Below are 21818 nucleotides of genomic sequence, written 5' to 3' on the forward strand. Positions count from 1 at the left end.
ATTCGCCCGTTTCGGGGCACTTCGTCGCTTTCAACGGTAGCGAGTGTATTTCTACGGCTCCACGACTTCCGGCTCACATAGAGACCCCGAACCTGCGGCGAACAGTCCGTTACTACGTGGTGACCTGCGGAAACGAACAATCCGACCTTCATCGGTGATCTGGATCATAATTCTGATCGACAGGAGCACCGGTACCCAGCGCATCCCGCAGCACGGTGCCGATCTCGTCGCACGGGTACATCGGGAGGGTGTGATGGGTACCGGCGGTCAGCATGACGATCCGGCAGGACGGCAGGGCCTGCCGTGCAGCACGTGCCACCCTGTCCGGGTCGTGGACGCGCCCGAACGGCGCGAGCACCACCGTGGTCTCGGCCGTGTACCGCCCCAGCTCTTCGGGCGACGGCCGCTGGGGCACGATCGTCTTCGCGGTCGGGAAATGCTCCGCGCCGAGCGCCATCAAGGTGATCCAGCCGGGATCGAGTTGTGCCCCTCGGGTTTCCCACCCGAGAAATGCCCGTTCGCGGGCGGCGGTGGGCCGGAGAAGGACGGGAAGCGCCCGTAGTAGATATCCGGGCCGCATCCCGGCGAAGCACGAGTTGGGATCGAGCAGCACGAGCCGGTCGACCCGATGGGGTGTGCGCACGGCCGCCGCGAGCGCGATCATCGCGCCGTACGAGTGACCGACGAGTGCGCACCGCGTCGCCCCGAGGGCATCGGCGACGGACCCGAGCCATCCGAGCAGATCGTCGACGTTGCGTACGGGATCACCGTCGGCGACGCTGCGTCCGACGTCGCCGAGGATGTCGACGGCCAGCACGCGGTGGGCCTCCCCCAGGGCTGCGGCGGTGGCGAACCAGACCATCGACGTGGCGCCGGCACCCGGGAGCAATAGCACCGGCGGCGCCTCGGGTGGCCCGTACTCGGTGACGCGGGTGGTGCCGAAGCGGGAGTCGAGATCGTGGATCACGGTGCCGCGTGGCCATTTCGCGAGGAGCGCGTCGTACGCGGCGTAGAAGGCGCGCCCCTCGTCGGATTCTGCGAACGATGTACGTGGTGACCGGAGCATCGGAACCTCCACTGTCGAATATCTCGATGATCGAGATACTAGGTGGGCGAGTAGAGTCTGTCGAGAGGTGGAGGTGACATGACGGACGACGGCAGACTCGACATGATCCACCGGTTGCGCGCGCTCACGGTGCAACTCGATCTGCTCGGCGCCGAATTCGCACAGAAACACGCGCTGCACCCCACCGATCTGCGGGCGCTGATCGGACTTCTCGACCGGGAACGGGCCGGGGAGATCGCGACACCCGGCTGGCTCGCCGAGCACCTGCGGCTCAATACCGCCTCGGTCACCGCACTCGTCGACAGGCTCGAACGGGCCGGCCAGGTGAGGCGGGATCGCGACAGCGACGACCGGCGACGCGTGATCCTTCGCGTGACCCCGGCCGCCGAGAAACTCGGATGGGATTTCTTCGGCCCGCTCTTCGCCCGAGCATCCGCCGCGCTCGAGCCCTTCTCCGAGCCGCAACTGGACGTCGTGCGGGAATTCCTCGGCTCCATGACTGCCGCAGTAGAAGCCGCCCGCTCCCCGGAGGACACCGAGGGCTGACGCGGCCCCGACCCCGCGCGGAAAACACACTCCCCAGCGGAGAGAATTTCTGTTGACTTCCTTGCCCATCCACATACTTCGGGGGTGGGAATGCACATACGCTCATGGGCCGCCGCGGTACTCGCGGTCGCCTTCACTGTGGTCGGGGCGGGAACGGCAGCCGCGGAGGAGCCCGCTCCTCCCCTGCCCGTCGGAAAAACGTTCCTGGACGGGTTCGCTCATGAGTTCGGCGATCCGAACGGCAGCGCGCTCGGCACGAACGACTGGGACTGCGTCCCGTCGGAGGAACATCCGGATCCCGTCGTGCTCGTCCATGGCACGGTGCTCAACCGGCACAACAACTGGGTCGTACCTCGGGCCCCTCCTCGCGAACGAGGACTATTGCGTCTTCGCCCTCACTTACGGCAACCACGCCGACCTCCCCTGGCCGCTGAGTTCCGTCGGCGGACTGCTGCCGATGGAGGACAGCGCACGGCAACTCTCGGAGTTCGTCGACGAGATCCTCGCCGCGACCGGCGCGGAGAAGGTCGACGTCGTCGGACATTCGCAGGGCACCCTGATGCCCGTCTGGTACGTGAAGTTCCTCGGCGGCAACGAGAAGGTCGACGACTACATCTCGCTCGGGCCGGTCTACGAGGGCAGCCACGCCTTCCTGCTCGCGGCGTCGTTCGAGCTGTTCGAGCACGTAGGTGTGCGGCAGGATGTGGAGAATCTCGTCCACTTCCTCGGATGCGGTGCGTGCCCGCAGGTCCTCGCCGGATCGGATTGGATCCACACGATCCAGGAGTCCGGCGTCTACGCCGACGAGGTGACGTACACGAACATCATGACCCGATACGAGGAGATCGTCCTCCCGTATACCAGCGGTCATCGCGAGGCACCCAATGCGACGAACATCGTGCTGCAGGACCACTGCGCGAACGACTTCGTCGAACATGCCGGCATCGTCAACGATCCGAACGCGGCATGGTTCGTCCTCGACGCGCTCGATCCGGGTTCGGCAGGGCTGCTGGAATGTGTCTTCGTGCCGCCGATCCTCGGCTGGAGCCCGGATCCGACGATCAGCAACCCCGCAGTCGACGAGGCTGCGGTCGCGAGTCGCCCGGGCGCCTGAGCCGTTCGACCACCGTCACGCTGCAGACCGGTGGTCGTCGATACCCAGAATGCAGTGTGCAGGGGCACGATCGACGTCGTGCAGCGCTGAGGGCAGTCGCGTCACGAAGCTGACGCGGTGAACGGGGGCTCGCCCCGCGTGTTGTGGTAGCGAACCCCGGTTCGGCGCGCGAACCGAGCCGCGGGACACTTCGGCATCCGACACACCACTGCACATGCCTCTTGACGTCCCCGCTCACCGGGAGTGCCATGGACTGACAGCCGTCCATCCCGGTGAGGGGGCGTCATGATCCCGAGGCTCGCAGGTGTGCACCACGTGAAGCTCCCGGTATCCGATCTGTCCAGATCGACGGAGTGGTACCAGGTCAGATTGGGGTACGAGCCGATGGTCGAGTTCCGCGAGAGCGATGAACTCGTCGGCCTCGGGCTTCGACATCCCGACGGCGGGCCGATGCTGGCCCTGCGGCTCGACCCGGAGAAAGCCAAGGCTGCAGCAGGATTCGACTACTTCTCTATCGGGGTTCCCGACAAGGCAGCGATGGAGGACCATGCCCGGCATCTGGACGAACTCGGGGAGCAGCACGGAGGTGTCCACTTCGCGTCGATCGGATGGATCCTTCCGTTGCTCCACGATCCCGACGGTCACGAGGTGCGGTTCTACACGGTCGAATCGCACACGGAGGTGCCCAGGGGCACGACGCGCAGCATCACCGACCCACGCGAGACCGCCGAGGCACACGAACGCAACCTGCCCTCCGGATGAGCCGAACCCGCGTCACTCCCCTGCGGCGCTGAGCGGTTCCTCCAACCCGGCGATGAACGTCTGCAGCGCGAACTCCACCTGCGACTCCACGGAGGAGAACGTGCGGATCGGGCGTCCGGATGCGACCGACGACGAGATTCGCGCCGCCGGTGCCGCCGCGGGGCTGGACGAGGTGATCGAACGCCTTCCCGACGGCTGGTCGTCGCGGGTCGGGGAAAGCGGCGCGATGCTGTCCGGTGGGGAACGACGGCGGGTGTCGATCGCGCAAGCACTGCTCGAGGACGCGCCGATCGTCCTGTTGGACGAGACGACGTCCGCTCTGGCCCCGGAGAACGAGGCGGTCGTCCGCGCCGGCCTGGAGCGGCTCACGGCGGGACGGACGGTACTGATGGTCGCGCACCGGTTGCACACCGTCCGCGACGCCGACCGGATCGTGTTCCTGGACCGGGGACGAATCGTCGAGCAGGGAACCCACGACGAGCTGGTCCGTCGCGGCGGCCGCTATGCGCGGTTCTGGGAGACGTCGGTCGGGGTGGCTTCGCCGATTCGCGCATCGTGAGCGAACACGGATACTCGGCAGAACCTCGCCCGCCGAACCGTACTTCACCCCGCCTATAGCACGGGCGAAGTACGGTTCGGCGGGCGAACTGCTGTAGGGCACGGGTTCTCCACAGCGGAAGCATTCATCCACAGAATGCGCCTGCGGCCTTTCTGCGGCGCTTCGGCACCCGCACGGGCTGCGACGATCGCCTCATGGGCGATCCACCTATACTCACGACCGCGACACTGACGGCATCCGGCATGTCCGACAACGACATCCGCAGAGCAACCAGGGCCGGAGACCTCGTCCGCCTCGGACGCGGTATGTTCTTGCACCGATCGGACGTCGAGGCGCTCGGCGAGGTCGGGGTGCACCGGGTCCGGGCACGGCATCTCGGTCGACAACTCTCCGCAGGAACGGTCCTGAGCCACGTCTCTGCGGCGTCCCTTCATGGGCTGGATCTGTGGAAGGCCTCGCTCGAACACGTACACGTCTCCAGGCCACCGCACCGGCACGGGCGGATGACGTCGCAGATCCATGTGCACCCGACCGAAGTCGGTGACGACGTCGTTCTCCTCGACGGCCTGCCGGTGACATCGGTCGCCCGGACGGTCGTCGACCTCGCCCGGACGTTGCCGAGAGATCAGGCCGTCGTCGTGGGTGACTCGGCTCTGCGACTGTATCCGGACGCCGCGGCGGACTTGCTCCGGGTGCTCGCCGGATCCGGACACAGGCACGGTCTCGCAAAGGCCCGCGCCGTCGTTCCGTTCCTGGACGGTCGCAGCGAGAGTGCGGGCGAATCGCTGTCGCGTCTACGCATTGCGGAAGCAGGACTGCCGCGACCGATCCTCCAGTACGAGATCGTGGGCGGGAACGGGCGGCGCTATCGCGTCGACTTCTTCTGGGAGAACGGCGTCGTCGGCGAGTTCGACGGGCGGATCAAGTATTCCGACCCGCGCGACGTGTTCGACGAGAAGCTCCGGCAGGACGCGATCCGCGACGCGGGCTACGAAGTGGTGCGCTGGACGTGGGCGGAATTGGAGCGGTTCGACGTCGTGGCGGAGAGACTCCAGCAGGCCGCGCGTCGCGCTGCGAAACTGACGCGATGAACCGGGGCTCGCCCCGCGTGTTGCGGTAGCAAGCCCCGGTGCGGCGCGCAAGCAATCACTGCGCCGTGCGGGGCTGAGGAAGGAACGTGCTAACGTCCCGCCGGCAGAAACGGATCGGGGGGTCACGTGCGTAGGTGGACGACAGTCGTCACGAAGTCGGTGACGGCAGTTGCAATAACAGTGATTCTTGTTGCGGGATGCAGCCATTCTCCAGGGCCGGCATCGATCGCGGCCGAAGGCGTGTTTCCCACCAACGACACACCGAAAGCGGTCGACCCGGAAGTGCATGCACAAATCACATTCGATCCATGTGCGGACACTCCGGAGGAGGCCTTCCGTGCGGAACGTGTCGACCTCTCCACCGGGCAGAAGTCCGAGCACACCTCCGGTGGTTACACGTCGATCCTGTGCACCTTCGACAGCATTCCCCCGGACAGTAACGATACGGGTTGGTTCGACCTGTACCTGCTGGCGTCGAACAGGACGCTCGACGAAGCCTACAAGCGGGACCCCGAGAACACCACCGAGACAACAGTCAGCGGTCGTCCCGCCCTCGTCAAGTTCGACCCGAACGTAACAAACAGCTGCGAGATATCGATGAGCACCCGATTCGGCCTGATCAGCATCAAGCACCACAACCTCACACGCGAGATGCAGCCGATGACGGACGACGCACGATGCAGCCGGACCAGAAGCTTCGTCGAGCGGATCGAGGATTCGGTGGACCGAGAAGTCGACGCAGGACGAATCATGATGGAGGTCGCCACGACCGTACGTACGCCTCGCGTCGTCGACGATTCGGAACGACCTGACATCACTTTCGATCCGTGCCTGGATGTTCCGATGGAGATACTTCTCGAAAGAGGTTTCGACGACCGTAGCAAGGATCTCACCGATCTTCCCTTCGGCACGTACACATTCATCAGCTGCTCATGGAAGAGCTTCGCCCAGACGACCGACCACAAGGATTCCTACGCGATCACTTTCCTCGCCGGCAATGTCTCCTACGAGGAATATCTCGAGCGCGACCGCGATATCTCCACCGAGATCACGATCAATAGCAGGAGAGCGCTCCTCCAGCATGACCGCAACGATTGCGCGATCATCCTGGACACGAAATTCGGCGTTCTCGTCAGCTCGTGGTTGCACTTCCCCTACGACAACGAACCGATTCCTTCCGAGAAACAGTGCGCTCCCCTGTTCTCCCTCGTTCAGGACATCGAAACACTCGTCGATCTCTGACGCGGTGAACCGGGGTTCGCCCCGCGTGTTGCGGTAGCGAACCCCGGTTCGGCGCGCGAGCTACACCGCGACCGGTTGCTTCGCAGGCAGGACGGCCGGCTCCGGAACGGTGACCGCGCGGACGGGGCGTCGCACCAGCGCGACCGTCACGTAGGCGACCAGCGACACCAGGAATCCGATGAAGGTGGTCCAGCCGTCGACGCTCGAGGTGACCAGAGAGTTCGGGATGTACAGCAGGGTGTTGTCGACGCCGTAGATCGTCGGGGTGAGGACGAAGAAGCCGGCGCGCACCGTGATACCGGCGATCGCTGCGGCAGCCACAGCGCGACCGTCACCGCGCGACCAGAACAGTCCGAGGATGAACGGCACTACCAGCGAGGCGAGCAGCAGGTCGAAGGTGAGGGTGAGCAGGATGCCGGTCTGCGGGACCCGCAGCGCGACGAGGGCACCGAAGGCAGCCATCGGCAGCATGAGCAGGCGGGTGGCCTTCATGACGTCCGACGACATCGCGGCGTTCTCGCCGCCTACGCGGAAGACGTTGCGCACCAGAACCGTCGCGGTGGACAGCAGCACACCACTGATCGTGGTCAGCGAAGCCGTCACCAGACCGGAGAGCACAAGGATCGACAACCACTGCGGCGTGTACTCGCCCAGCAGAACGTAGAGGATCGGGGCGTCGGCTGCGCTGTCACCGACGATCGACACGGCAGCAAGGGCCACGAAGGACAGCGGCACACACAGGACGAGAATGCCGGTCGCCGCAGAGAAGCAGGCGCGCTGCGCAGCGATCGGGGACTTGGCGGAGAACACGCGCTGCATCAGGTCGATCGCGACGAGGTTGCCGAGACCGAGAGCGACGATGGTGGCCCAGTTGACCGCGGCCCCCTGCGCCGGATCGGTGAGCTGTCCGAGATCGCCGATGCCGAGGCCGTCCCCGTGGGTGAAGCCGGGTCCGAAGGCCGTCCACACGAGGAGCGAGACGATACCGACGGCCATGATCGCGAACTGGACCATGCCGGTGTAGACGCTGGCGAACATGCCGCCGGCCACCGTGTAGGCGAGCACGAACGGGATGATCACCAGCACCGCCGCCGTGTAGTTCAGGCCGAGGAAGTACTGGAGCAGGTAGCCCAGGGCGACGAGGTTGCCGGCGAGGAGGATGCCGAAGCTGCCGACCGTGAGCACGGACGCGGTGATCTCGGTGCTGCGGCCGAAGCGGCGGGCGAAGAACTCGGGCAGGGTCACGACGCCCGTCGCGCGTAGGCGCTTCGCGAAGAACAGTCCGACGAGCAGCACGCTCGATGCGACACCCAGCGGCATCGCCGCACCCGCCCAGAATCCGAATCCGGCCGCGAGGTCGGCGGAACCGAGGGTCGCGTTGGAATCGATGACCTGCGACATGAGCAGGACGGCAAGGACAGGGGCACCGAGCGAGCGACCTGCGAGAAGAAAGTTCCCGGCCTGTCCGCGGACCTTGCGGGTGGAGTAGAAGCCGGCCCCGAGGAGAACGACGAGGCACACGGCGACACCGATGATGATCATGGCTGCTCCGTATGGAGAGGGTCAGACGGCAGGAGCGCTGCGTTGGGCTTCGCGTCCGAGTGAGTAGAGGGGGCGTGCATTGTCGGGAAGGGTGATCTCGCCCGCGGCGAGCCGCTTGCGGAGATAGGTGAAGCTCTGGGCCGTCTGGGCGAACAGGTGCTCGCCGGCAGTGACTCCGCCGTAGCGCGGTCCGTCGGCGTCGACGAACCTCTCCAGCGGGTCGACCCGGGTGTCGTGATCGACGTTGAAGAACAAGGGGAACGAGTAACGTTCCTCGGCAACCTTACGCACCCGATGTGACGTCGCTGTAAATACTCCGTTGGTCCAGATCTCCAGCAGGTCACCGATATTCAGGACGAAGGCATCCTCGCGGTAGGGCACGTCGATCCAGTCGCCGTCGGCGTTGAGGACCTCGAGTCCCGGCGCCGTGGGGAGCAGAAGAGTGAACACCTCGTAGTCGGTGTGGGCACCGATGCCGGGACGGTCCGAGGCGTCGGGATCGTAGGGATAGTGGATCATTCGAAGCTGAGCAGGCGGCGTGGTCACATAGCGGTCGAACCGATCCGCCGCCTCGCCGAGTGCTTCGGCAAAGGCACGCAACAACACACGTCCCAGAGCGAAGACGGATTCGTAGTACGCATTCACGGGCTCGTCGAAGTCCGGCAGGTCGGGCCACTGGTTCGGGCCGAGCAGCGGGTTGCCGGCGAGATATTCGGGATGATCGGACGGAAGGTCGATCGACAGGTCGAATGCTTCCTTGTGGTCCGGTGTGGCTCCGGCGAACACTTCCTCACCGGGCGGCACGTAGCCGCGGTGGTTGGTGGAATTGCCGATGTACACATCCATTTTCGCGTCGTCGGGAAGAGCGAAGAAGCGTTCGGCCGCGTCCTTCAATCCGCCGACGAGGATGGGGTCGACTCCATGTCCGACGATCTGCGCGAAGCCGACTTCTCGCGCGGCGCGCCCGAGTTCGGCGACGACGGCGTCGCGTCCGGTTTCGTCGCCGGACACCAGCGCATGCACATCGACGATGGGAATACTCGTGAACGTCATGTGTCACTCCTCGGGGTCGGGTGGACGGAACGCCACCGACGGGTGATGGACGTTCCGTCGAATGTTGTTTCTCGGGTGCGGATCTCGTGACCGAAGACGGGGTGGAGATTGCGCCCGCTTCGGTACGGGAGGGTCGATGCGGAGATGGTCCACCGGCTGTCTTCGATGCGACCCACCGCGATCTCGCAGTCCAGCAACGCTCGGGCATCCGACACCGTCGCTGCGCCGAGGATCTGTTCGACGAGGGGTTCGGATCCGAGCGCGTGATCGCGACTCCGCCCGAATGCGAAGCACTCTCCGACCCGCACGAGCACTGCGGTCGCTCCGGTCTCGACGTCCTCGAGTAGGTACTCCTCGATGTCGGGCGAGACATCCGTGATGCGCCAGTGCTCGGTGTACTCCTCGAACACACCGTGTTCGACGAGGGTGTCGGTGTCGAGGACCTCCAGGGTGCCGGCGTCGGGTGTCGGTCCGAGCGGATGGAACGACACGGCCCGTTCCCATTCGACATGGTTGCTGCTGTCGAGCAGTCGGCCGGCGAATCCGTCCTGGCTCGCGAGAGCGACGAGGTCGTCGATCTCCATCTCGGCGAGAGTAGAGGCCGTCACCGTCGGCAGTGTCGCCGGTCGTCGCAGGTCGCAGTACAACCGCTCACCCTGCAGCCACGTGACGCGGGTGGTGGTGTCCGGGATTGCTCCCGGCCGAGCCAACAGTGTTCGCTCGAAACGGGTTCCCACCGGACGGATCCGTTCGGCGGCCGTCATACGCCGTCCGCCTTCCACCGCGCGCGTTCCTGGCCGAAGGCGACGGACTGCGTCGCCTGGAACCCGCTGATCGAAGCAGCGTTGTCCGCGAGGAACTTCCGGTGCTCGGTCAGGGAGAATGTGCCGTCGGTGATCTCCACTCCCCCACCGCGACCCGCAGCGAGATCCGCTCGCAGATCGAGCAGTTCGTCGGGATCGACGGGGTACCACGAGATGCGGTCGAAGAAGCGCAGCAGCCACGGGGTGCCGTCCTCGAACGGGCCGGCCGGCTGCGGGTGCCGGTGGTTCCACACCTGGGTGGTGCGGCCGACGAACTGGTAGCCGCCGGGGCCTTCCATGCCGTAGATGCACAGGTAGGCGCCGCCGATGCCCACGGCGTTCTCGGGGGTCCAGGTGCGCGCGGGGTTGTACTTGGTGGTGACGAGACGGTGCCGCGGGTCGAGCGGCGTCGCGACCGGGGCGCCGAGGTAGACGTCGCCGAGGCCGAGAACCATGTAGTCGGCGGCGAAGACCGTGTCGAAGACGTCGGCGACGGTGTCGAGGCCGTTCATGCGGCGGATGAACTCGATGTTCCACGGGCACCACGGGGCGTCGGAGCGCACGCCGTGCATGTAGCGCTGGATGGCCTCGCGGGTCGCCGGGTCGTCCCAGGACAGCGGGAGTCGTACCTGCCGGCTGGGGACTTCGAGTTCGTCGCTGTCGCCGATGGTGTCCTCGACCTCGCCGAGCAGGCCGAGCAGGGTCGGCACGGGCAGGACGTCGGGGTCGACCTTGACCTGCAGCGACCGGATTCCCGGGGTGAGTTCGAGCAGACCTGCAGGACGGTCGGCCTCGAGGCGCTGGTGCAGCGCGTGCACGCGGGCCCGCAGCGCCAGGTCGAGGGTCATGTCGCCGTACTCGACGAGGACGTTGTCGTCGCCGCTACGGCGGTAGGTGACGGCGGTGTGGCCGTCACGGCGGGTGAGCACTCCGTCGTCACCGTCGCCACCGGCCGAGGTGACCAGCGACAGTCCGGCGCGACGCGCGACGCCGAGTTCGCGGCGGGACGCGGTGTGCTGCGACTTCACGGGCACGAACCGGACCGTGTTGCCGGGAGCGAGTTGGCCGAGCTTCCAACGGTCGGCGGCCACGACGGTCACCGGGCACACGAACCCGCCGAGGCTGGGACCGTCGGGGCCGAGCAGGATCGGGGTGTCGCCGGTGAAGTCGAGTGCGCCGACGGAGTAGGCGTTGTCGTGGATGTTCGACGGGTGCAGGCCCGCCTCGCCACCGTCGGTGCGCGCCCATTCGGGCTTGGGGCCGATGAGCCGCACGCCGGTGCGGTCGGAGTTGAAGTGCACCTCGTAGTCGGTGGCGTAGAGGGCATCCATGTCGGCACGGGTGAAGAATTCCGGTGCGCCGTGCGGACCTTCGGTGACCGCGATCTCCCAGCGCGTGCTCAGTGCGGGCACGTGCTCGGACGGGACCGGGGCGCTCGCGCCGGGAGCGTTCTCCCCGACGACGAGGACGTCACCCTCGCGCAGCGTGCGCCCCTCGTGACCGCCGAACGTTCCGAGCGTGAAGGTCGCTGCGCTGCCAAGGAATTCGGGAACGTCGAGACCACCGCGAATGAGGACGTAGACGCGCAACCCCGGCCCGGAGACAGCTCCGACGTCGAGCAGGCCGCCCGCCGGGACGGTGACCGGGCGCCACTGCGGGACGGCGGCCCCGTCGACGCGCACGGTGACGGGCGCACCCGTCACGCACACCTCGGTTTCCTCCGTGAACCGCAGGGCGGGGCCGGCCATGGCGGTCTCGAGACCGGGGGTGCCCTCGTCGTTGCCGAGCGCGACGTTGCCGAGGCGGAACGACAGGTCGTCCATCGGGCCCGAGGGTGGCACACCGATCTGCCAGTAACCGGTGCGTCCGGGATAGTCCTGGACGGTCGTGAGCATTCCGGGACGTTCGACGGTGATCTTCGTGGTCATGACTACCTCATTCCCCGCGGGTGACGATCATGCGGACCGGCGTGGGGTCGAAGCCGTTGCACGGGTTGTTGATCTGAGGGCAGTTGGAGACGAGGACGAGCACGTCGCGCTCGGCGCGGATTGCGAGTCGCTTGCCGGGTGCGGACAGGCCGTCGACGATGCCGAGGGTGCCGTCGGCCTCGACCGGCACGTTCATGAAGAAGTTGATGTTGGAGACGAGGTCGCGCTTGCCCAGTCCCCACTTGGTGCCTTCGATGAGGAAGTTCTCGACGCAGGCGTGCTGGTGCTTGGTGTGGTGCCCGTAGCGGAGGGTGTTGGACTCCTGCGAGCAGGCACCGCCGACGGTGTCGTGGTTGCCCACCTCGTCGGCGACGAGCGTCATCAGCGGCTCACCGTCGGCGTCGCGTAACACCGAACCGGTGGACAGGAAGAGGTTCCGCTGGGCGGCCACGGTGGCAGCGGCACTGTAGCGGCGGGTGTGGTCGGCGGCGTCGTAGACGAGGGTGTCGACCGCCTGGTTGCCGTGCAGGTCGACGATGGTGAGTACGTCGCCGGCGGCGACGACGGCCGACCACGGGCCACGGAGTCCGACGATCTCGTCGAGGACGACGCGACCGGGAACGAGGGCGAGGTCTGCGGTGTCGGCGGTGATGGTCATCGGTGGATCTCCGTTTCGGACGTGGCGGCGGCCCAGGCGTCGTCGGTGTTGAGCACGGCGCGCTGGCACTCGGGGTCGGTGTTCGGCAGCGAGTTCAGTTCGCCGGGTGCTCGCCAGGCGAGGACTTCGAGGCTGCCGGTGGTGAACTCGGGATTCGGATCGAGCGGGTGTGCGGTGTTGGCGATCAGGGCGATCACCGGCAGGTGGATCAGCAGGTCGACGGCGGCACCGGGACCGGCGTTGCCGGTGCTGACGAGGCTGCCGTCCTCCTCGACGCGGACACCGTGGAAGAAGGACAGTGAGGGCGGCAGGTCGCGCGGTTGCAGGTCGTGCTTGGCGGCGGCGACGGTGAACAGTTCGCGACCCGCAGGAGAGCTCGAATGGAGCGATCCCTCACCGTATTTCGCAGTGTTCCCCGCGACGTGGGTGGTGCCGCACAGCGCGTCGTGGCGTCCGGAGGTGTCGGCGACGATCGTGGCGAGGACGCGGCCCTGATCGGAGAGCAGTGGGTGCCCGACACCGAGATAGGCCTGCCACGGCACCTTCACCGTGTCGGCGACGTTGAGCCGTTCGTGCGGGGCGTCGGCGCGGAACAGGAGGATGTTGGCGCAGGCGGTGCCGTGGACGTCCCGCAGGCGCAGGCGGGTGCCGCGGGCGAGGACCTTGCTGGTGTAGCGGCCACCGGGGACGGTCTCGGCCCAGGTCATCGACGCTGCGCGACCGCTGGGCGGAGCCGGCCACGACGATGCCGGGACGATCGGCATGGCGTCGGTGACGGTTCCTGCCTGCGCTCGGGCATGGGCACGAGCAGCGTGCGTGGTGGCGGTCGCGAGGGTCTCGGTCATGGTGCTCCGATCGGCGGTCCGGGGAAACTGTCGATCGACAGTTTTCCCATCGCGCATCTTCGGGGAATGTCCATGGCGTAACGAGTCCGTGACGCGTGTTTCGTACGTGTGACGAAAACTTCACGCACGAAGATGGTGGCGCTGCAGCACCTTTCGTCGTGTCACAGTGGAGGCGTGACCCATGCAGGACCAGGACGCCCCCGCCTCCACGCCCCGCGACGGCCCGGGCCGACCGCGCGTGCCGAGATCCTCGACGCCGCCGCGGAGCTGTTCACCACCCGCGGGTTCTCCCCCACATCGACACGCACGATCGCCGAGGCCGTGGGGATCCGGCAGGCATCGCTGTACAACCACTTCGCGACGAAGAACGACATCCTCGTCGCGTTGCTCGAGGACACCGTCGAACCGACCCTCGACTTCGACGACAATCTCGACCCTGCGCTGCCGCCCGAGGTGCGCCTGTGTGCGCTCGCCTGGTTCGACACCGCCCAATTGTCCGCGGGAAGATGGAATCTCGGTGCGCTCTACCACCTTCCGGAGGTTCGCACCGAACCGTTCGATCGGTTCCGGGAGGAACGTCGGCACCTGATGGAGCGCTACCGGACCCTGGCGGCGCAGATCGTGGGCTACGGCGATCCTCGCACCCATCTGCCGTTCCGGGTCGTCGAATCGGTCATCGGCATGCGAGCCGACGACGGCGACGTCGACGCCGGGCTCCCCGAAGCGCTGGCGACGGCATCGCTGACGGTGCTCGGTGTCAGCGACCTTGCGGCAGTGACGAGCGCGGCCCGGGCACTCGTGGTGGGGGTTCCCGGCTACCTGCTGGGCTCGATGAACCCGCCGGCTCGGCCACCCGCGTGAAACGCAGAGCGGGATCGTCGACCGGTTCGCGGCGCAGCCGTCTGCGGTCGAGATAGTAGTTCTGCTCCATCGACCACGGGCCGCCTTCCCCGGATGTGGGGAACACGTCGGCCGAGCGCCGGAGATAGTTCGACGTGAGGTCCCAGAACGGCCCTCCGCCGACGGCCGGATCGTCGCAGATCGGGGTGACGACGTCGTAGCCCTGGTCCTCCATGTGGTCGAGCAACCGGCACAGATGATGGCCGGTGAGGTCGACCTTGAGGGTCCACGACGAGTTGGTGTAGCCGAACGCGAAGGCGAAGTTCGGCACGCCGGTGAGCATCGTCGCCTTGTAGGTGACGCATTCGTGCCAGTCGACCGGGACGCCGTCGACGTCGACTTCGATCCTCCCGAACGGCACCAGTTTCAGGCCGGTCGCGGTGACGATGACGTCGGCCTCGATCTCGCGCCCCGATTCGAGGGCGATCCCCGTGGGCGTGAACCGGGCGATCCGATCGGTGACCACCGACGCCTCGCCGGTGGCGATGGCGTGGAAGAGGTCACCGTCGGTCGCGACGCACAGGCGCTGATCCCACGGGTCGTAGGACGGGTTGAAGTGCACGTCGACGGGATAGTCGTCGGGCAGCACGCTCGTCATCCGAAGGCGCAGGAGACGGCGGAAAAGGTTCGGCGCCCGGCGACTCGTCCGGTACATCTCGTGCAGCATCCGGATGCTCAGGGAACGGACGGCGCGGTCGGCCACCGCTGTCGGGAGTGCACGTCGCAGGGCGTTGGCGACCTTGTTCTCCTTCGGCCACCCCAGGACGTAGGACGGAGAGCGCTGCAGCATCGTCACGTGCTCGGCGACGCCGGCCAGGGCGGGAATGAGCGTCACCGCGGTGGCGCCACTGCCGATGACGACGACGCGTTTGCCCGCACAGTCGAGAGCCTCGGGCCAGTGCTGGGGATGGACGATCGTGCCGCGGAAGTCGTCGCTGCCCTCGAACTCCGGGCTGTACCCCTCGTCGTAGTCGTAGTAGCCGGTCGCGGAGAAGAAGAACGAGCAGGTCACCGTAAGCATGGTGTCGTCGCTCGTGCGCAGGAGCGTGACCGTCCACCTGCCGGTATCGGACGAGAAGGACGCGCCGACGACGCGGTGCCCGAGGTGCAGGTAGGGAGGGAGTCCGTGTTCGTCCACCGTCTCGTGGAGATAGCCGAGGATCTCGCCGCCTCCGGCGTACGCATGCTTCTTCCGCCACGGCTTGAACTCGTACCCGAGGGTGTGGAGGTCGGAGTCGGAGCGCACGCCGGGATATCGGAACAGGTCCCACGTGCCACCAAGCGCGTCACGCGCCTCGACGATCGCGAAGCTCGTCCCCGGTCTCTTCGTCTTCAGGTGGTAGGCCGTGCCGATGCCGGAGATACCGGCACCGACGATCAGGACATCCACCTCGGCGGGCACGCTCCCGCCGGGTTCGACTGCGGTCATGTTCGCTCGACTCCGTCCTTCGGCGGGGTTCGTTCGATGCGCGGAGCTATCGCGGTCGATCACTCCCGGGGGATGTCGCCCGGCGTGCGGTCGGCACCTTCGAGCACGTTCACCTCGTGCTTGTCGCTACCCGGACCCACGTGCGCCTCGGCACGCATCCGCTCGACCATGTCGGGATAGTGCAGCTCGAAGGCGGGACGCTCCGAGCGGATCCGCGGCAGCTCGTAGAAGTTGTGCCGCGGCGGCGGGCAGGTCGTCGCCCATTCGAGCGAGTTGCCGTAACCCCACGGGTCGTCGACGGTGACGACCTGGCCGTAGCGGTAGCTCTTGAAGACGTTCCACAGGAACGGCAGCGTCGACGCGCCCACGACGAAGGCCCCGATGGTGGAGATGGTGTTCAGGGTGGTGAACCCGTCGGAGGGCAGGTAGTCGGCGTAGCGACGCGGCATGCCCTCGTTACCGAGCCAGTGCTGCACCAGGAAGGTGGTGTGGAAACCGATGAAGGTCAGCCAGAAGTGCCAGCGGCCGAGCTGCTCGTCCATCATCCTGCCGGTCATCTTCGGGAACCAGAAGTAGATGCCGGCGTAGGTCGCGAACACGATGGTGCCGAAGAGCACGTAGTGGAAGTGCGCGACCACGAAGTACGAGTCGTGCAGGTGGAAGTCCAGCGGCGGGCTCGCGAGGATGACACCGGTCAGGCCACCGAAGAGGAAGGTCACGATGAAGCCGACCGCGAACAGCATCGGCGTCTCGAAGGTGATCTGGCCCTTCCACATCGTGCCGATCCAGTTGAAGAACTTCACGCCCGTCGGGACGGCGATCAGGAAGGTCATGAACGAGAAGTACGGCAGCAGCACGGCGCCGGTGGCGTACATGTGGTGCGCCCACACCGCGATGGAGAGCGCGGCGATGGCAATGGTCGCGTACACGAGGCCGCTGTATCCGAAGATCGGCTTGCGGGAGAAGACCGGGAAGATCTCCGAGACGATGCCGAAGAACGGCAGCGCGATGACGTACACCTCGGGGTGACCGAAGAACCAGAACAGGTGCTGGAAGAGCAGCACACCGCCGGTCGCGGGGTCGTAGATGTTGCCGCCGATCACCCGATCGACGAAGGCACCCATGAAGGCCGCGGCGAGCAGCGGGAAGACGAGGAGCACGAGGATCATCGTGATGAAGATGTTCCAGGTGAAGATCGGCATTCGGAACATGGTCATGCCGGGCGCGCGCATGCACACCACGGTGGTGATCATGTTGACGCCGCCGAGGATGGTACCGAGACCCATGACGATCAGGCCGAGGAACCACAGATTGCCGCCGATCCCCGGCGAATGGATCTCGTCGGCGAGCGGCATGTAGGACGTCCAGCCGAAATCGGCAGCGCCGCCGGGCGTGATGAATCCGAAGGCGACCGTGAGTGCACCGAAGAGGAAGAGCCAGTAGCTGAAGGCGTTCAGGCGCGGGAAGGCGACGTCGGGGGCACCGATCTGCAGCGGCAGGATGTAGTTCGCGAAACCGAAGACGACCGGCGTGGCGTACATCAGCAGCATGATGCCGCCGTGGTTGGTGAACAGCTGGTTGTACTGCTCGTTCGACAGGAACTGCAGCCCGGGCACCGCGAGCTCCGCGCGCATCAGCAGGGCGAGCAGACCACCGAACAGGAAGAACGCGAACGAGGTGAAGATGTACATCAGCCCGAGCGTCTTCGGGTCCGTGGTGGTGATCAGGTCATGGAGGACCGCCCCCTTGGACTTCGCTCGCGGTGGATAGGGCCGCGTGGGCTTGACGGGAGCGACAACCGCGTTCATCGGGCCTCCTCGAGCCGCCGTGAGGCGGCAACGGTGCGGCGCGGACGGGATCGACGGCGCACGGCGATCACCACCCGCGATGCTGCAGGTGAACTCAGAGTAGGCGTTCCACCTCACACGCGCACCGGGTTCGCGGACCGAATTGTGACGCGACGACGAGCGACCCGAACGACTCGTGTACGGCGAAGAGAACGTGTTCTCCATATATCCGAGGTAGCCATGGCAGAGACCGTCCAGCAGGCACTCCGTGACCTGTTCGAGAACAACACCGCGGCCGTCGTCCACGCGATCGCCGGGGCCGGGCTCGCGGGCTTCCCGCTCGTCGGCCTCAACAACACCCGACGCGGTGAGGGTCTGGCACGCGACATCCTGCGTGCGGACTGCCAGATCCTGCTGACCGATGCCGAGCACGCCCCTCTGCTGGACGGCCTGGATCTCGGCGACGTCGCCGTCTTCGACGTCGCGAGCCCCGAGTGGCGGGCGCTCGTCGACGGGGCCTGTCCGCTCGAGCCGTACCGGAAGGTCGGGCCGACCATCCGTTCATGTTGATCTTCACCTCGGGGACGAGCGACGATCCGAAGCCGGTGATGCTCGCCCACATGATGGTGTTGTTCTCGGGCAGCACGCTCGTCCCGCAGTTCTCGATCACGAGCGACGACGTAATCTACCTGTCGATGCCGTTGTTCCACTCCAACGCGATCCTCGCCGGGTGGCCTACAAGGACGCGGACGGCTGGATCTACCTCGCCGGTCGCACGGCCGACTGGATGCGCGTGGACGGTGAGAACCTCGCCGCCGCCCCTATCATGACCGCGATCGTGCTGCGCGACGAGACGTCGCTCGTACCCGAGGAATTCGAGAAGGAAGGCCCCACAGCGGGCGACGGCGTGCTGTGGGTCCGCGAGAACGAGAAGTACGTCGTGGCCTGACGTTGAGGAGCGCGAAACGGTCATCGGCGCGGGATGTTTCGCGCTCCTACGACCGTTTCGCGCTCTGCTGCCTCAGTTCGCGTCGAAGCCAGGCAGCCGCGACGGCTCCTCGACCACCGAGTACTCGCTCGCGTCGCCCTGCACAACCCGACTGCGCGTGCCGTCGACGCCGACGGGGATGTCGCCGGCGAGGGTGATGCGGTGCAGGCGGCGGGTGTGGTCGCCGAAGTCGGCGATGCCGTAGTGCTGGGTGGCGCGGTTGTCCCAGATCGCGACGTCGCCGCTTTCCCACGACCAGCGGAAGGTGTTCTCCAGCTTCGTGATCCGGTTCTGCAGCAGCTGGAGCAGCGCGGCGGTCTCCGACGGCTCGAGACCGACGAACTCCTTGACGAAGTGACCGAGCAACAGGGTGCGCTCACCCGTCTCGGGATGGACCCGCACCACCGGGTGGATCGTTTCGTAGGTGTTGCGGCGGAACTCGTCCTGGTAGCGGCGTCGCTCCTCGGTCAGCGCCGGATCGGAGCTGCCCGCGTCGAGCTTCTCGGCGTAGTCGTAGAGGTTGGTGTGCAGGGCCCACAGGTTGTCGACGAGCGCCTTCAGCGCGTCCGGCAACTGCTCGTAGGCTGCGGTCGTGGAGGCCCACGTCGTCGCACCGCCGTACGGCGGCAGGGTCACCGCCCGCAGGATCGACGCCTTCGGAATGCGGTCGACGAAGCTGACATCGGTGTGCCAGCTGTTCGCGGCACCCTCGATGGGCAACAGCCGCTTGCCCTTCGAGTGGACCGTGGGGTGCGACTGGGTCTGCGTGCCGAGCAGACCCGCGAAGGCCCACTGCTCCTCGTCGTCGAGGTGATGCTGGTCGCGGAAGACGATCGCCTTGTGCACGGCGAGTGCGTAGCGGATGGCCTCGACGGTCTCGGACGCCAACGAGCCGGACAACCGCACCCCGTCGATCCGCGCACCGATATGCTCCCCCAGCTTGGTGACGACGATGCCCCCGGCGGTGTAGACGGATTCCGCGGTGGTCGTATCGCGATCGAGTTCGGTGATGGTCATGCGATCTCTCCTTCGATGATCTGAACCTGGCGTTGTCGCTTGCGCCGATTCAGTTCACCGCCATCCGTCGGCAGAGTCGACGGTTGTGGTCAGCGAGATCGAAACGAGCCGAGCTCGCTTACGGGAGATCGAAACGAGCCGAAGCCGCTATCGGGAGTGCGTTCTCACTCGAGGATCTCGCTCCGCCAGAAGGTGTCGCCGTCGGGGACGGTCTCGTGGTCGTCGAAGAAGGTGACGAGCGCCTGTGCGGCTGCCGCGGCGTCGGGGAAGCGACGCCCCTCCATCGGTCCCCGGTTGATCTCGAGCGTCCCGGACACCGGATCGACGCGCCCCTGCACGCGGTATCCCCCGATATCGGCGACCACCGCGAGCCGTCCGTCGTCGGTGTCGGGTTCGGCGACCGCCGGTGTGGCCGGACGTGCTACGCGGACGGCCGCTGCCGGCACCGGCGCCGCGTCGTGGTCGGGATCCTTGACCGCGTCGAGACCGAGCAGATCCCAATGGTCTTGACCGTGAACGACATTGCTGCGCTGAATCGGGTGACTGCCGGTCGGTGTCCGGCCGGGGCGGTCGGCGAGCCAGAGCGCGACCTCCTCCTCGATTCCCCCTTCGATGTCGTCCGCGTCCACCACATAGAACTCCGGTAGCTCGGGTGCGAGATCGACGAACACCCAGTACGACACGCCCGCACCGTCGGCGGCGGGAACTCCGTCGCGGCGTCGCGCGAGCCACGGATCGCTCGCCGTCGAGCACACCCGCACCACACGTTCGGATCCGTCCGCGCCCTGTACGCGGACGTCCCGCTGTCCAGGGATCGGCTCGGCCCGGCCGCCTCGCGCCAGAACCTCGGCCACGAAGGCCGCGACTCCCTGTCGAACGATGTCCCCCATATCGACTCCTCTTCTCGGCGCGCACATCGAGCAGTGAATCGGGATCGACGCGCGATGTGCCCACGTCCTGCGCGGTCTCATCGAGACCGGAGGTCTGGTGCGACCATACGTGGCTACGAGCAGAAGAAGAACTGCATGTGATCGATCACCGGAAAGCATCACCCTTCGTGGTGAGCGCCTTGACCCGTTCGACGATGCGGTCCTGAAGTTTGGACGGGGTGCGCCAGCGCATCGCGAGTTTGTCGTAGTCCATGGCGTGCTCGGCGATGATGTCCTTGAGTTGTTCGATCCCGAGGGTCGACAGCCTTTCCCGCAGAGTCGCCTCGCCGCTCTCGCGGAACACCACGAACGGGTCGAAGGCCCCGGGTGCGCGACGACTGCGACGCGCAGACGTTCGGGCCGCGGCCGGGCGCGTTGCAGGAGCGGGAGCAGGGGTCGGGGCGCTTGCGTCCGCGGTAACCGAGAGCGCTCCCGCGAGTGCCCTCGCGAACCGCGGCGTGCGTGCCGCCTCATCGGCGATCACCTGGACGAGAGCGACGAGCGCGCCGGCCGTGCCGGGTGCCGCCTCGTCGAGACGGAGCAACGCCGAACTCGCCTCGCCGATGCGCACCCGCAGACGCGCCTGTGCCATGTCGGTATCGGGGTCGGGATTCGTCACAGGTACACCTGCGCATTCATCATGATCGTCTCGGTGAGGATTCGCAGTGCGTCGTACTGGCCGGTGTTGCCGTACTTTCGCTTGAGCGTGCCGTAGGGCACGAACTCGGCGGACGCCGCGATCTGATTGGCCTCGGGCACCCAGGCGGGAACGACGCTCGCAATCCGGGGGTCGCGCTGGAGCTGTTCGATGATCGTGCGGTGCAGATTCGAGGCACTGCGGTACTTCGTGATGACGAGACCGATCTCCCGCACGGTGTGCCCGGTCCGTGTCGCGAATTCCTGGATCTTCGTCTGCAGCGGCGGAATTCCGTAGGTGGACAGGATGTCGGGAATCGTCGGGATGAGATAGCCGTCGGCGAGACGCAATCCGTTGAGGGTGAGGATCCCGAGATTCGGCGGGCAGTCGATCAGGATGTAGTCGTACCGGTCGGCGATGGGCCGGACAGCGGAGAGCAGCACCTCGACGGGACGGTGCGAGCCGGGATCGGCGTACTGCTGGTGGGTGAGCCCCTCCTGGATGTCCATGAGATCCAGCGACGACGCGAGCAGGTCGAGATCACGGACCGCTCGCACGGGCGAGACGTTCTTCTGGACGGCCTTCTCGATGTCGAACGCGTCGGCGTGGGGCGTGATCGCCTTACGGAAGAGCGTCGCGAGGGTCAGACCGAGTTCGTTCAGTTCCTGCCAGCGTTCCTCCCCCACCATCATCGTGGTGAGGTTGGTCTGCGGGTCGAGATCGATCATCAGCACCCGCTGCCCGAACTCCGCCGCCATGAACTCGCCCAGAGCGGCCGTCGTCGTGGTCTTGCCGACGCCACCTTTCAGGTTGATCGTCGCGATTACCCGTGCCACCCCACACCTCTTCGGGAAAGAAATTCATTACTCGATATCGCGAGCAAAACTACCCGAAGGCGGACATACGAGGCAGCCGGGTGACA

At 66.5% G+C, this 21818-nt stretch carries 22 protein-coding genes and 1 pseudogene; 10 read left to right on the plus strand and 13 right to left on the minus strand.

Going from position 1 to position 21818, the window contains the following annotated elements:
• Positions 1-148 precede the first annotated feature (148 nt).
• Positions 149-1066: an alpha/beta fold hydrolase gene (locus M3330_RS04690; RefSeq protein WP_255027195.1), complete on the minus strand. Its 918-nt coding sequence runs from the start codon at positions 1064-1066 to the stop codon at positions 149-151.
• Between the two features lie 78 nt (positions 1067-1144).
• Between M3330_RS04690 and M3330_RS04695 the strand changes: the two genes are divergently transcribed.
• The 6 genes and pseudogenes from M3330_RS04695 (at position 1145) to M3330_RS04720 (ending at position 6380) form a co-directional block, all read left to right on the plus strand.
• Entirely contained in the window at positions 1145-1612 is a 468-nt protein-coding gene (locus M3330_RS04695) for a MarR family winged helix-turn-helix transcriptional regulator (RefSeq protein WP_255027197.1), read from the plus strand.
• A gap of 313 nt (positions 1613-1925) precedes the next feature.
• A complete protein-coding gene (locus M3330_RS04700; protein ID WP_255027199.1) occupies positions 1926-2726 on the plus strand; it encodes an alpha/beta fold hydrolase in 801 nt (266 codons plus the stop codon).
• A gap of 285 nt (positions 2727-3011) precedes the next feature.
• On the plus strand, positions 3012-3488 hold the full coding sequence (locus tag M3330_RS04705; protein WP_255027201.1) for a VOC family protein: 477 nt from the start codon (positions 3012-3014) through the stop codon (positions 3486-3488).
• Between the two features lie 91 nt (positions 3489-3579).
• Positions 3580-4047 (plus strand): annotated as a pseudogene (locus M3330_RS04710) (ATP-binding cassette domain-containing protein); the annotation flags it as partial.
• A 194-nt stretch (positions 4048-4241) separates the two neighbouring features.
• Complete coding sequence (locus tag M3330_RS04715; RefSeq protein ID WP_255027203.1) at positions 4242-5138, plus strand: type IV toxin-antitoxin system AbiEi family antitoxin domain-containing protein; 897 nt, start codon at positions 4242-4244, stop codon at positions 5136-5138.
• Positions 5139-5297: 159 nt separating this feature from the next.
• Positions 5298-6380 (plus strand): DUF3558 domain-containing protein, encoded by a 1083-nt coding sequence (locus tag M3330_RS04720; protein ID WP_255027205.1) that lies wholly within the window; start codon positions 5298-5300, stop codon positions 6378-6380.
• A 60-nt stretch (positions 6381-6440) separates the two neighbouring features.
• Here M3330_RS04720 and M3330_RS04725 read toward each other — a convergent pair whose 3' ends face one another.
• The 6 genes from M3330_RS04725 to M3330_RS04750 are packed head-to-tail and all read right to left on the minus strand — an operon-like array spanning position 6441 to position 13209.
• Positions 6441-7922 (minus strand): sodium:solute symporter family protein, encoded by a 1482-nt coding sequence (locus M3330_RS04725; RefSeq protein WP_033097353.1) that lies wholly within the window; start codon positions 7920-7922, stop codon positions 6441-6443.
• A gap of 21 nt (positions 7923-7943) precedes the next feature.
• Complete coding sequence (locus tag M3330_RS04730) at positions 7944-8975, minus strand: isopenicillin N synthase family oxygenase (RefSeq protein ID WP_006550408.1); 1032 nt, start codon at positions 8973-8975, stop codon at positions 7944-7946.
• Positions 8972-9739: a hypothetical protein gene (locus M3330_RS04735; RefSeq protein ID WP_255027208.1), complete on the minus strand. Its 768-nt coding sequence runs from the start codon at positions 9737-9739 to the stop codon at positions 8972-8974. Before M3330_RS04735 ends, M3330_RS04730 begins: the two co-directional genes overlap by 4 nt.
• Positions 9736-11706 carry a 5-oxoprolinase/urea amidolyase family protein gene (locus M3330_RS04740; RefSeq protein WP_255027210.1) on the minus strand — a complete coding sequence of 657 codons (1971 nt, stop codon included), beginning with the start codon at positions 11704-11706 and terminating at the stop codon, positions 9736-9738. The genes M3330_RS04735 and M3330_RS04740 overlap by 4 nt, the downstream gene beginning before the upstream one ends.
• A gap of 7 nt (positions 11707-11713) precedes the next feature.
• Positions 11714-12364, minus strand: a complete 651-nt coding sequence (locus tag M3330_RS04745; RefSeq protein WP_064060103.1) for an urea amidolyase associated protein UAAP2 — start codon at positions 12362-12364, stop codon at positions 11714-11716.
• Positions 12361-13209: an urea amidolyase associated protein UAAP1 gene (locus tag M3330_RS04750; protein WP_024103516.1), complete on the minus strand. Its 849-nt coding sequence runs from the start codon at positions 13207-13209 to the stop codon at positions 12361-12363. The genes M3330_RS04745 and M3330_RS04750 overlap by 4 nt, the downstream gene beginning before the upstream one ends.
• Positions 13210-13383: 174 nt before the next feature.
• Here M3330_RS04750 and M3330_RS04755 point away from each other — a divergent pair, with 174 nt between their 5' ends.
• Positions 13384-14070 carry a TetR/AcrR family transcriptional regulator gene (locus tag M3330_RS04755; protein ID WP_082937550.1) on the plus strand — a complete coding sequence of 229 codons (687 nt, stop codon included), beginning with the start codon at positions 13384-13386 and terminating at the stop codon, positions 14068-14070.
• Here M3330_RS04755 and M3330_RS04760 read toward each other — a convergent pair.
• On the minus strand, positions 13967-15538 hold the full coding sequence (locus M3330_RS04760) for an NAD(P)/FAD-dependent oxidoreductase (RefSeq protein ID WP_255027214.1): 1572 nt from the start codon (positions 15536-15538) through the stop codon (positions 13967-13969). The genes M3330_RS04755 and M3330_RS04760 overlap by 104 nt on opposite strands.
• A 59-nt stretch (positions 15539-15597) precedes the next feature.
• Positions 15598-17346, minus strand: coding sequence for a cytochrome c oxidase subunit I (gene ctaD / locus M3330_RS04765; protein ID WP_065996090.1), 1749 nt, complete (start codon positions 17344-17346; stop codon positions 15598-15600).
• A gap of 219 nt (positions 17347-17565) precedes the next feature.
• Between ctaD and M3330_RS04770 the strand changes: the two genes are divergently transcribed.
• The 3 genes from M3330_RS04770 to M3330_RS04780 are packed head-to-tail and all read left to right on the plus strand — an operon-like array spanning position 17566 to position 18274.
• Positions 17566-17895 (plus strand): hypothetical protein, encoded by a 330-nt coding sequence (locus tag M3330_RS04770; protein ID WP_064060106.1) that lies wholly within the window; start codon positions 17566-17568, stop codon positions 17893-17895.
• Entirely contained in the window at positions 17889-18155 is a 267-nt protein-coding gene (locus M3330_RS04775; protein ID WP_252173940.1) for an AMP-binding protein, read from the plus strand. Before M3330_RS04770 ends, M3330_RS04775 begins: the two co-directional genes overlap by 7 nt.
• On the plus strand, positions 18056-18274 hold the full coding sequence (locus M3330_RS04780; protein WP_006553967.1) for a hypothetical protein: 219 nt from the start codon (positions 18056-18058) through the stop codon (positions 18272-18274). The genes M3330_RS04775 and M3330_RS04780 overlap by 100 nt, the downstream gene beginning before the upstream one ends.
• A gap of 72 nt (positions 18275-18346) precedes the next feature.
• Here the strand turns inward: M3330_RS04780 and M3330_RS04785 are convergent, their stop codons facing one another.
• The 4 genes from M3330_RS04785 to M3330_RS04800 all read right to left on the minus strand — a co-directional run bounded on the left by M3330_RS04785 (position 18347) and on the right by M3330_RS04800 (position 21732).
• Positions 18347-19330, minus strand: a complete 984-nt coding sequence (locus M3330_RS04785) for a TauD/TfdA family dioxygenase (RefSeq protein ID WP_255027228.1) — start codon at positions 19328-19330, stop codon at positions 18347-18349.
• Positions 19331-19494: 164 nt separating this feature from the next.
• Positions 19495-20220, minus strand: coding sequence for a hypothetical protein (locus M3330_RS04790; RefSeq protein ID WP_033097347.1), 726 nt, complete (start codon positions 20218-20220; stop codon positions 19495-19497).
• Between the two features lie 145 nt (positions 20221-20365).
• The gene (locus M3330_RS04795) at positions 20366-20878 is read right to left on the minus strand and encodes a hypothetical protein (RefSeq protein ID WP_071934599.1); all 513 of its coding nucleotides are present in this window, start codon (positions 20876-20878) and stop codon (positions 20366-20368) included.
• On the minus strand, positions 20875-21732 hold the full coding sequence (locus M3330_RS04800) for a ParA family protein (RefSeq protein WP_006553961.1): 858 nt from the start codon (positions 21730-21732) through the stop codon (positions 20875-20877). The genes M3330_RS04795 and M3330_RS04800 overlap by 4 nt, the downstream gene beginning before the upstream one ends.
• Positions 21733-21818: the final 86 nt, after the last annotated feature.

Source organism: Rhodococcus sp. GA1, from assembly GCF_024321955.1.
GTDB classification, from domain to species: Bacteria; Actinomycetota; Actinomycetes; order Mycobacteriales; family Mycobacteriaceae; genus Rhodococcus; species Rhodococcus pyridinivorans.

Bases quoted from the DNA above. Each gene is read 5' to 3' on its own strand.
- M3330_RS04740 (WP_255027210.1), bottom strand. From the start codon at position 11,706: ATGACCACGAAGATCACCGTCGAACGTCCCGGAATGCTCACGACCGTC.
- M3330_RS04785 (WP_255027228.1), bottom strand. From the start codon at position 19,330: ATGACCATCACCGAACTCGATCGCGATACGACCACCGCGGAATCCGTC.
- M3330_RS04715 (WP_255027203.1), top strand. From the start codon at position 4,242: ATGGGCGATCCACCTATACTCACGACCGCGACACTGACGGCATCCGGC.
- M3330_RS04745 (WP_064060103.1), bottom strand. From the start codon at position 12,364: ATGACCATCACCGCCGACACCGCAGACCTCGCCCTCGTTCCCGGTCGC.
- M3330_RS04705 (WP_255027201.1), top strand. From the start codon at position 3,012: ATGATCCCGAGGCTCGCAGGTGTGCACCACGTGAAGCTCCCGGTATCC.
- M3330_RS04790 (WP_033097347.1), bottom strand. From the start codon at position 20,220: ATGGGGGACATCGTTCGACAGGGAGTCGCGGCCTTCGTGGCCGAGGTT.
- M3330_RS04695 (WP_255027197.1), top strand. From the start codon at position 1,145: ATGACGGACGACGGCAGACTCGACATGATCCACCGGTTGCGCGCGCTC.
- M3330_RS04770 (WP_064060106.1), top strand. From the start codon at position 17,566: ATGGCAGAGACCGTCCAGCAGGCACTCCGTGACCTGTTCGAGAACAAC.
- M3330_RS04750 (WP_024103516.1), bottom strand. From the start codon at position 13,209: ATGACCGAGACCCTCGCGACCGCCACCACGCACGCTGCTCGTGCCCAT.
- M3330_RS04775 (WP_252173940.1), top strand. From the start codon at position 17,889: ATGTTGATCTTCACCTCGGGGACGAGCGACGATCCGAAGCCGGTGATG.
- M3330_RS04700 (WP_255027199.1), top strand. From the start codon at position 1,926: ATGGCACGGTGCTCAACCGGCACAACAACTGGGTCGTACCTCGGGCCC.
- ctaD (WP_065996090.1), bottom strand. From the start codon at position 17,346: ATGAACGCGGTTGTCGCTCCCGTCAAGCCCACGCGGCCCTATCCACCG.
- M3330_RS04760 (WP_255027214.1), bottom strand. From the start codon at position 15,538: ATGACCGCAGTCGAACCCGGCGGGAGCGTGCCCGCCGAGGTGGATGTC.
- M3330_RS04730 (WP_006550408.1), bottom strand. From the start codon at position 8,975: ATGACGTTCACGAGTATTCCCATCGTCGATGTGCATGCGCTGGTGTCC.
- M3330_RS04735 (WP_255027208.1), bottom strand. From the start codon at position 9,739: ATGACGGCCGCCGAACGGATCCGTCCGGTGGGAACCCGTTTCGAGCGA.
- M3330_RS04725 (WP_033097353.1), bottom strand. From the start codon at position 7,922: ATGATCATCATCGGTGTCGCCGTGTGCCTCGTCGTTCTCCTCGGGGCC.
- M3330_RS04690 (WP_255027195.1), bottom strand. From the start codon at position 1,066: ATGCTCCGGTCACCACGTACATCGTTCGCAGAATCCGACGAGGGGCGC.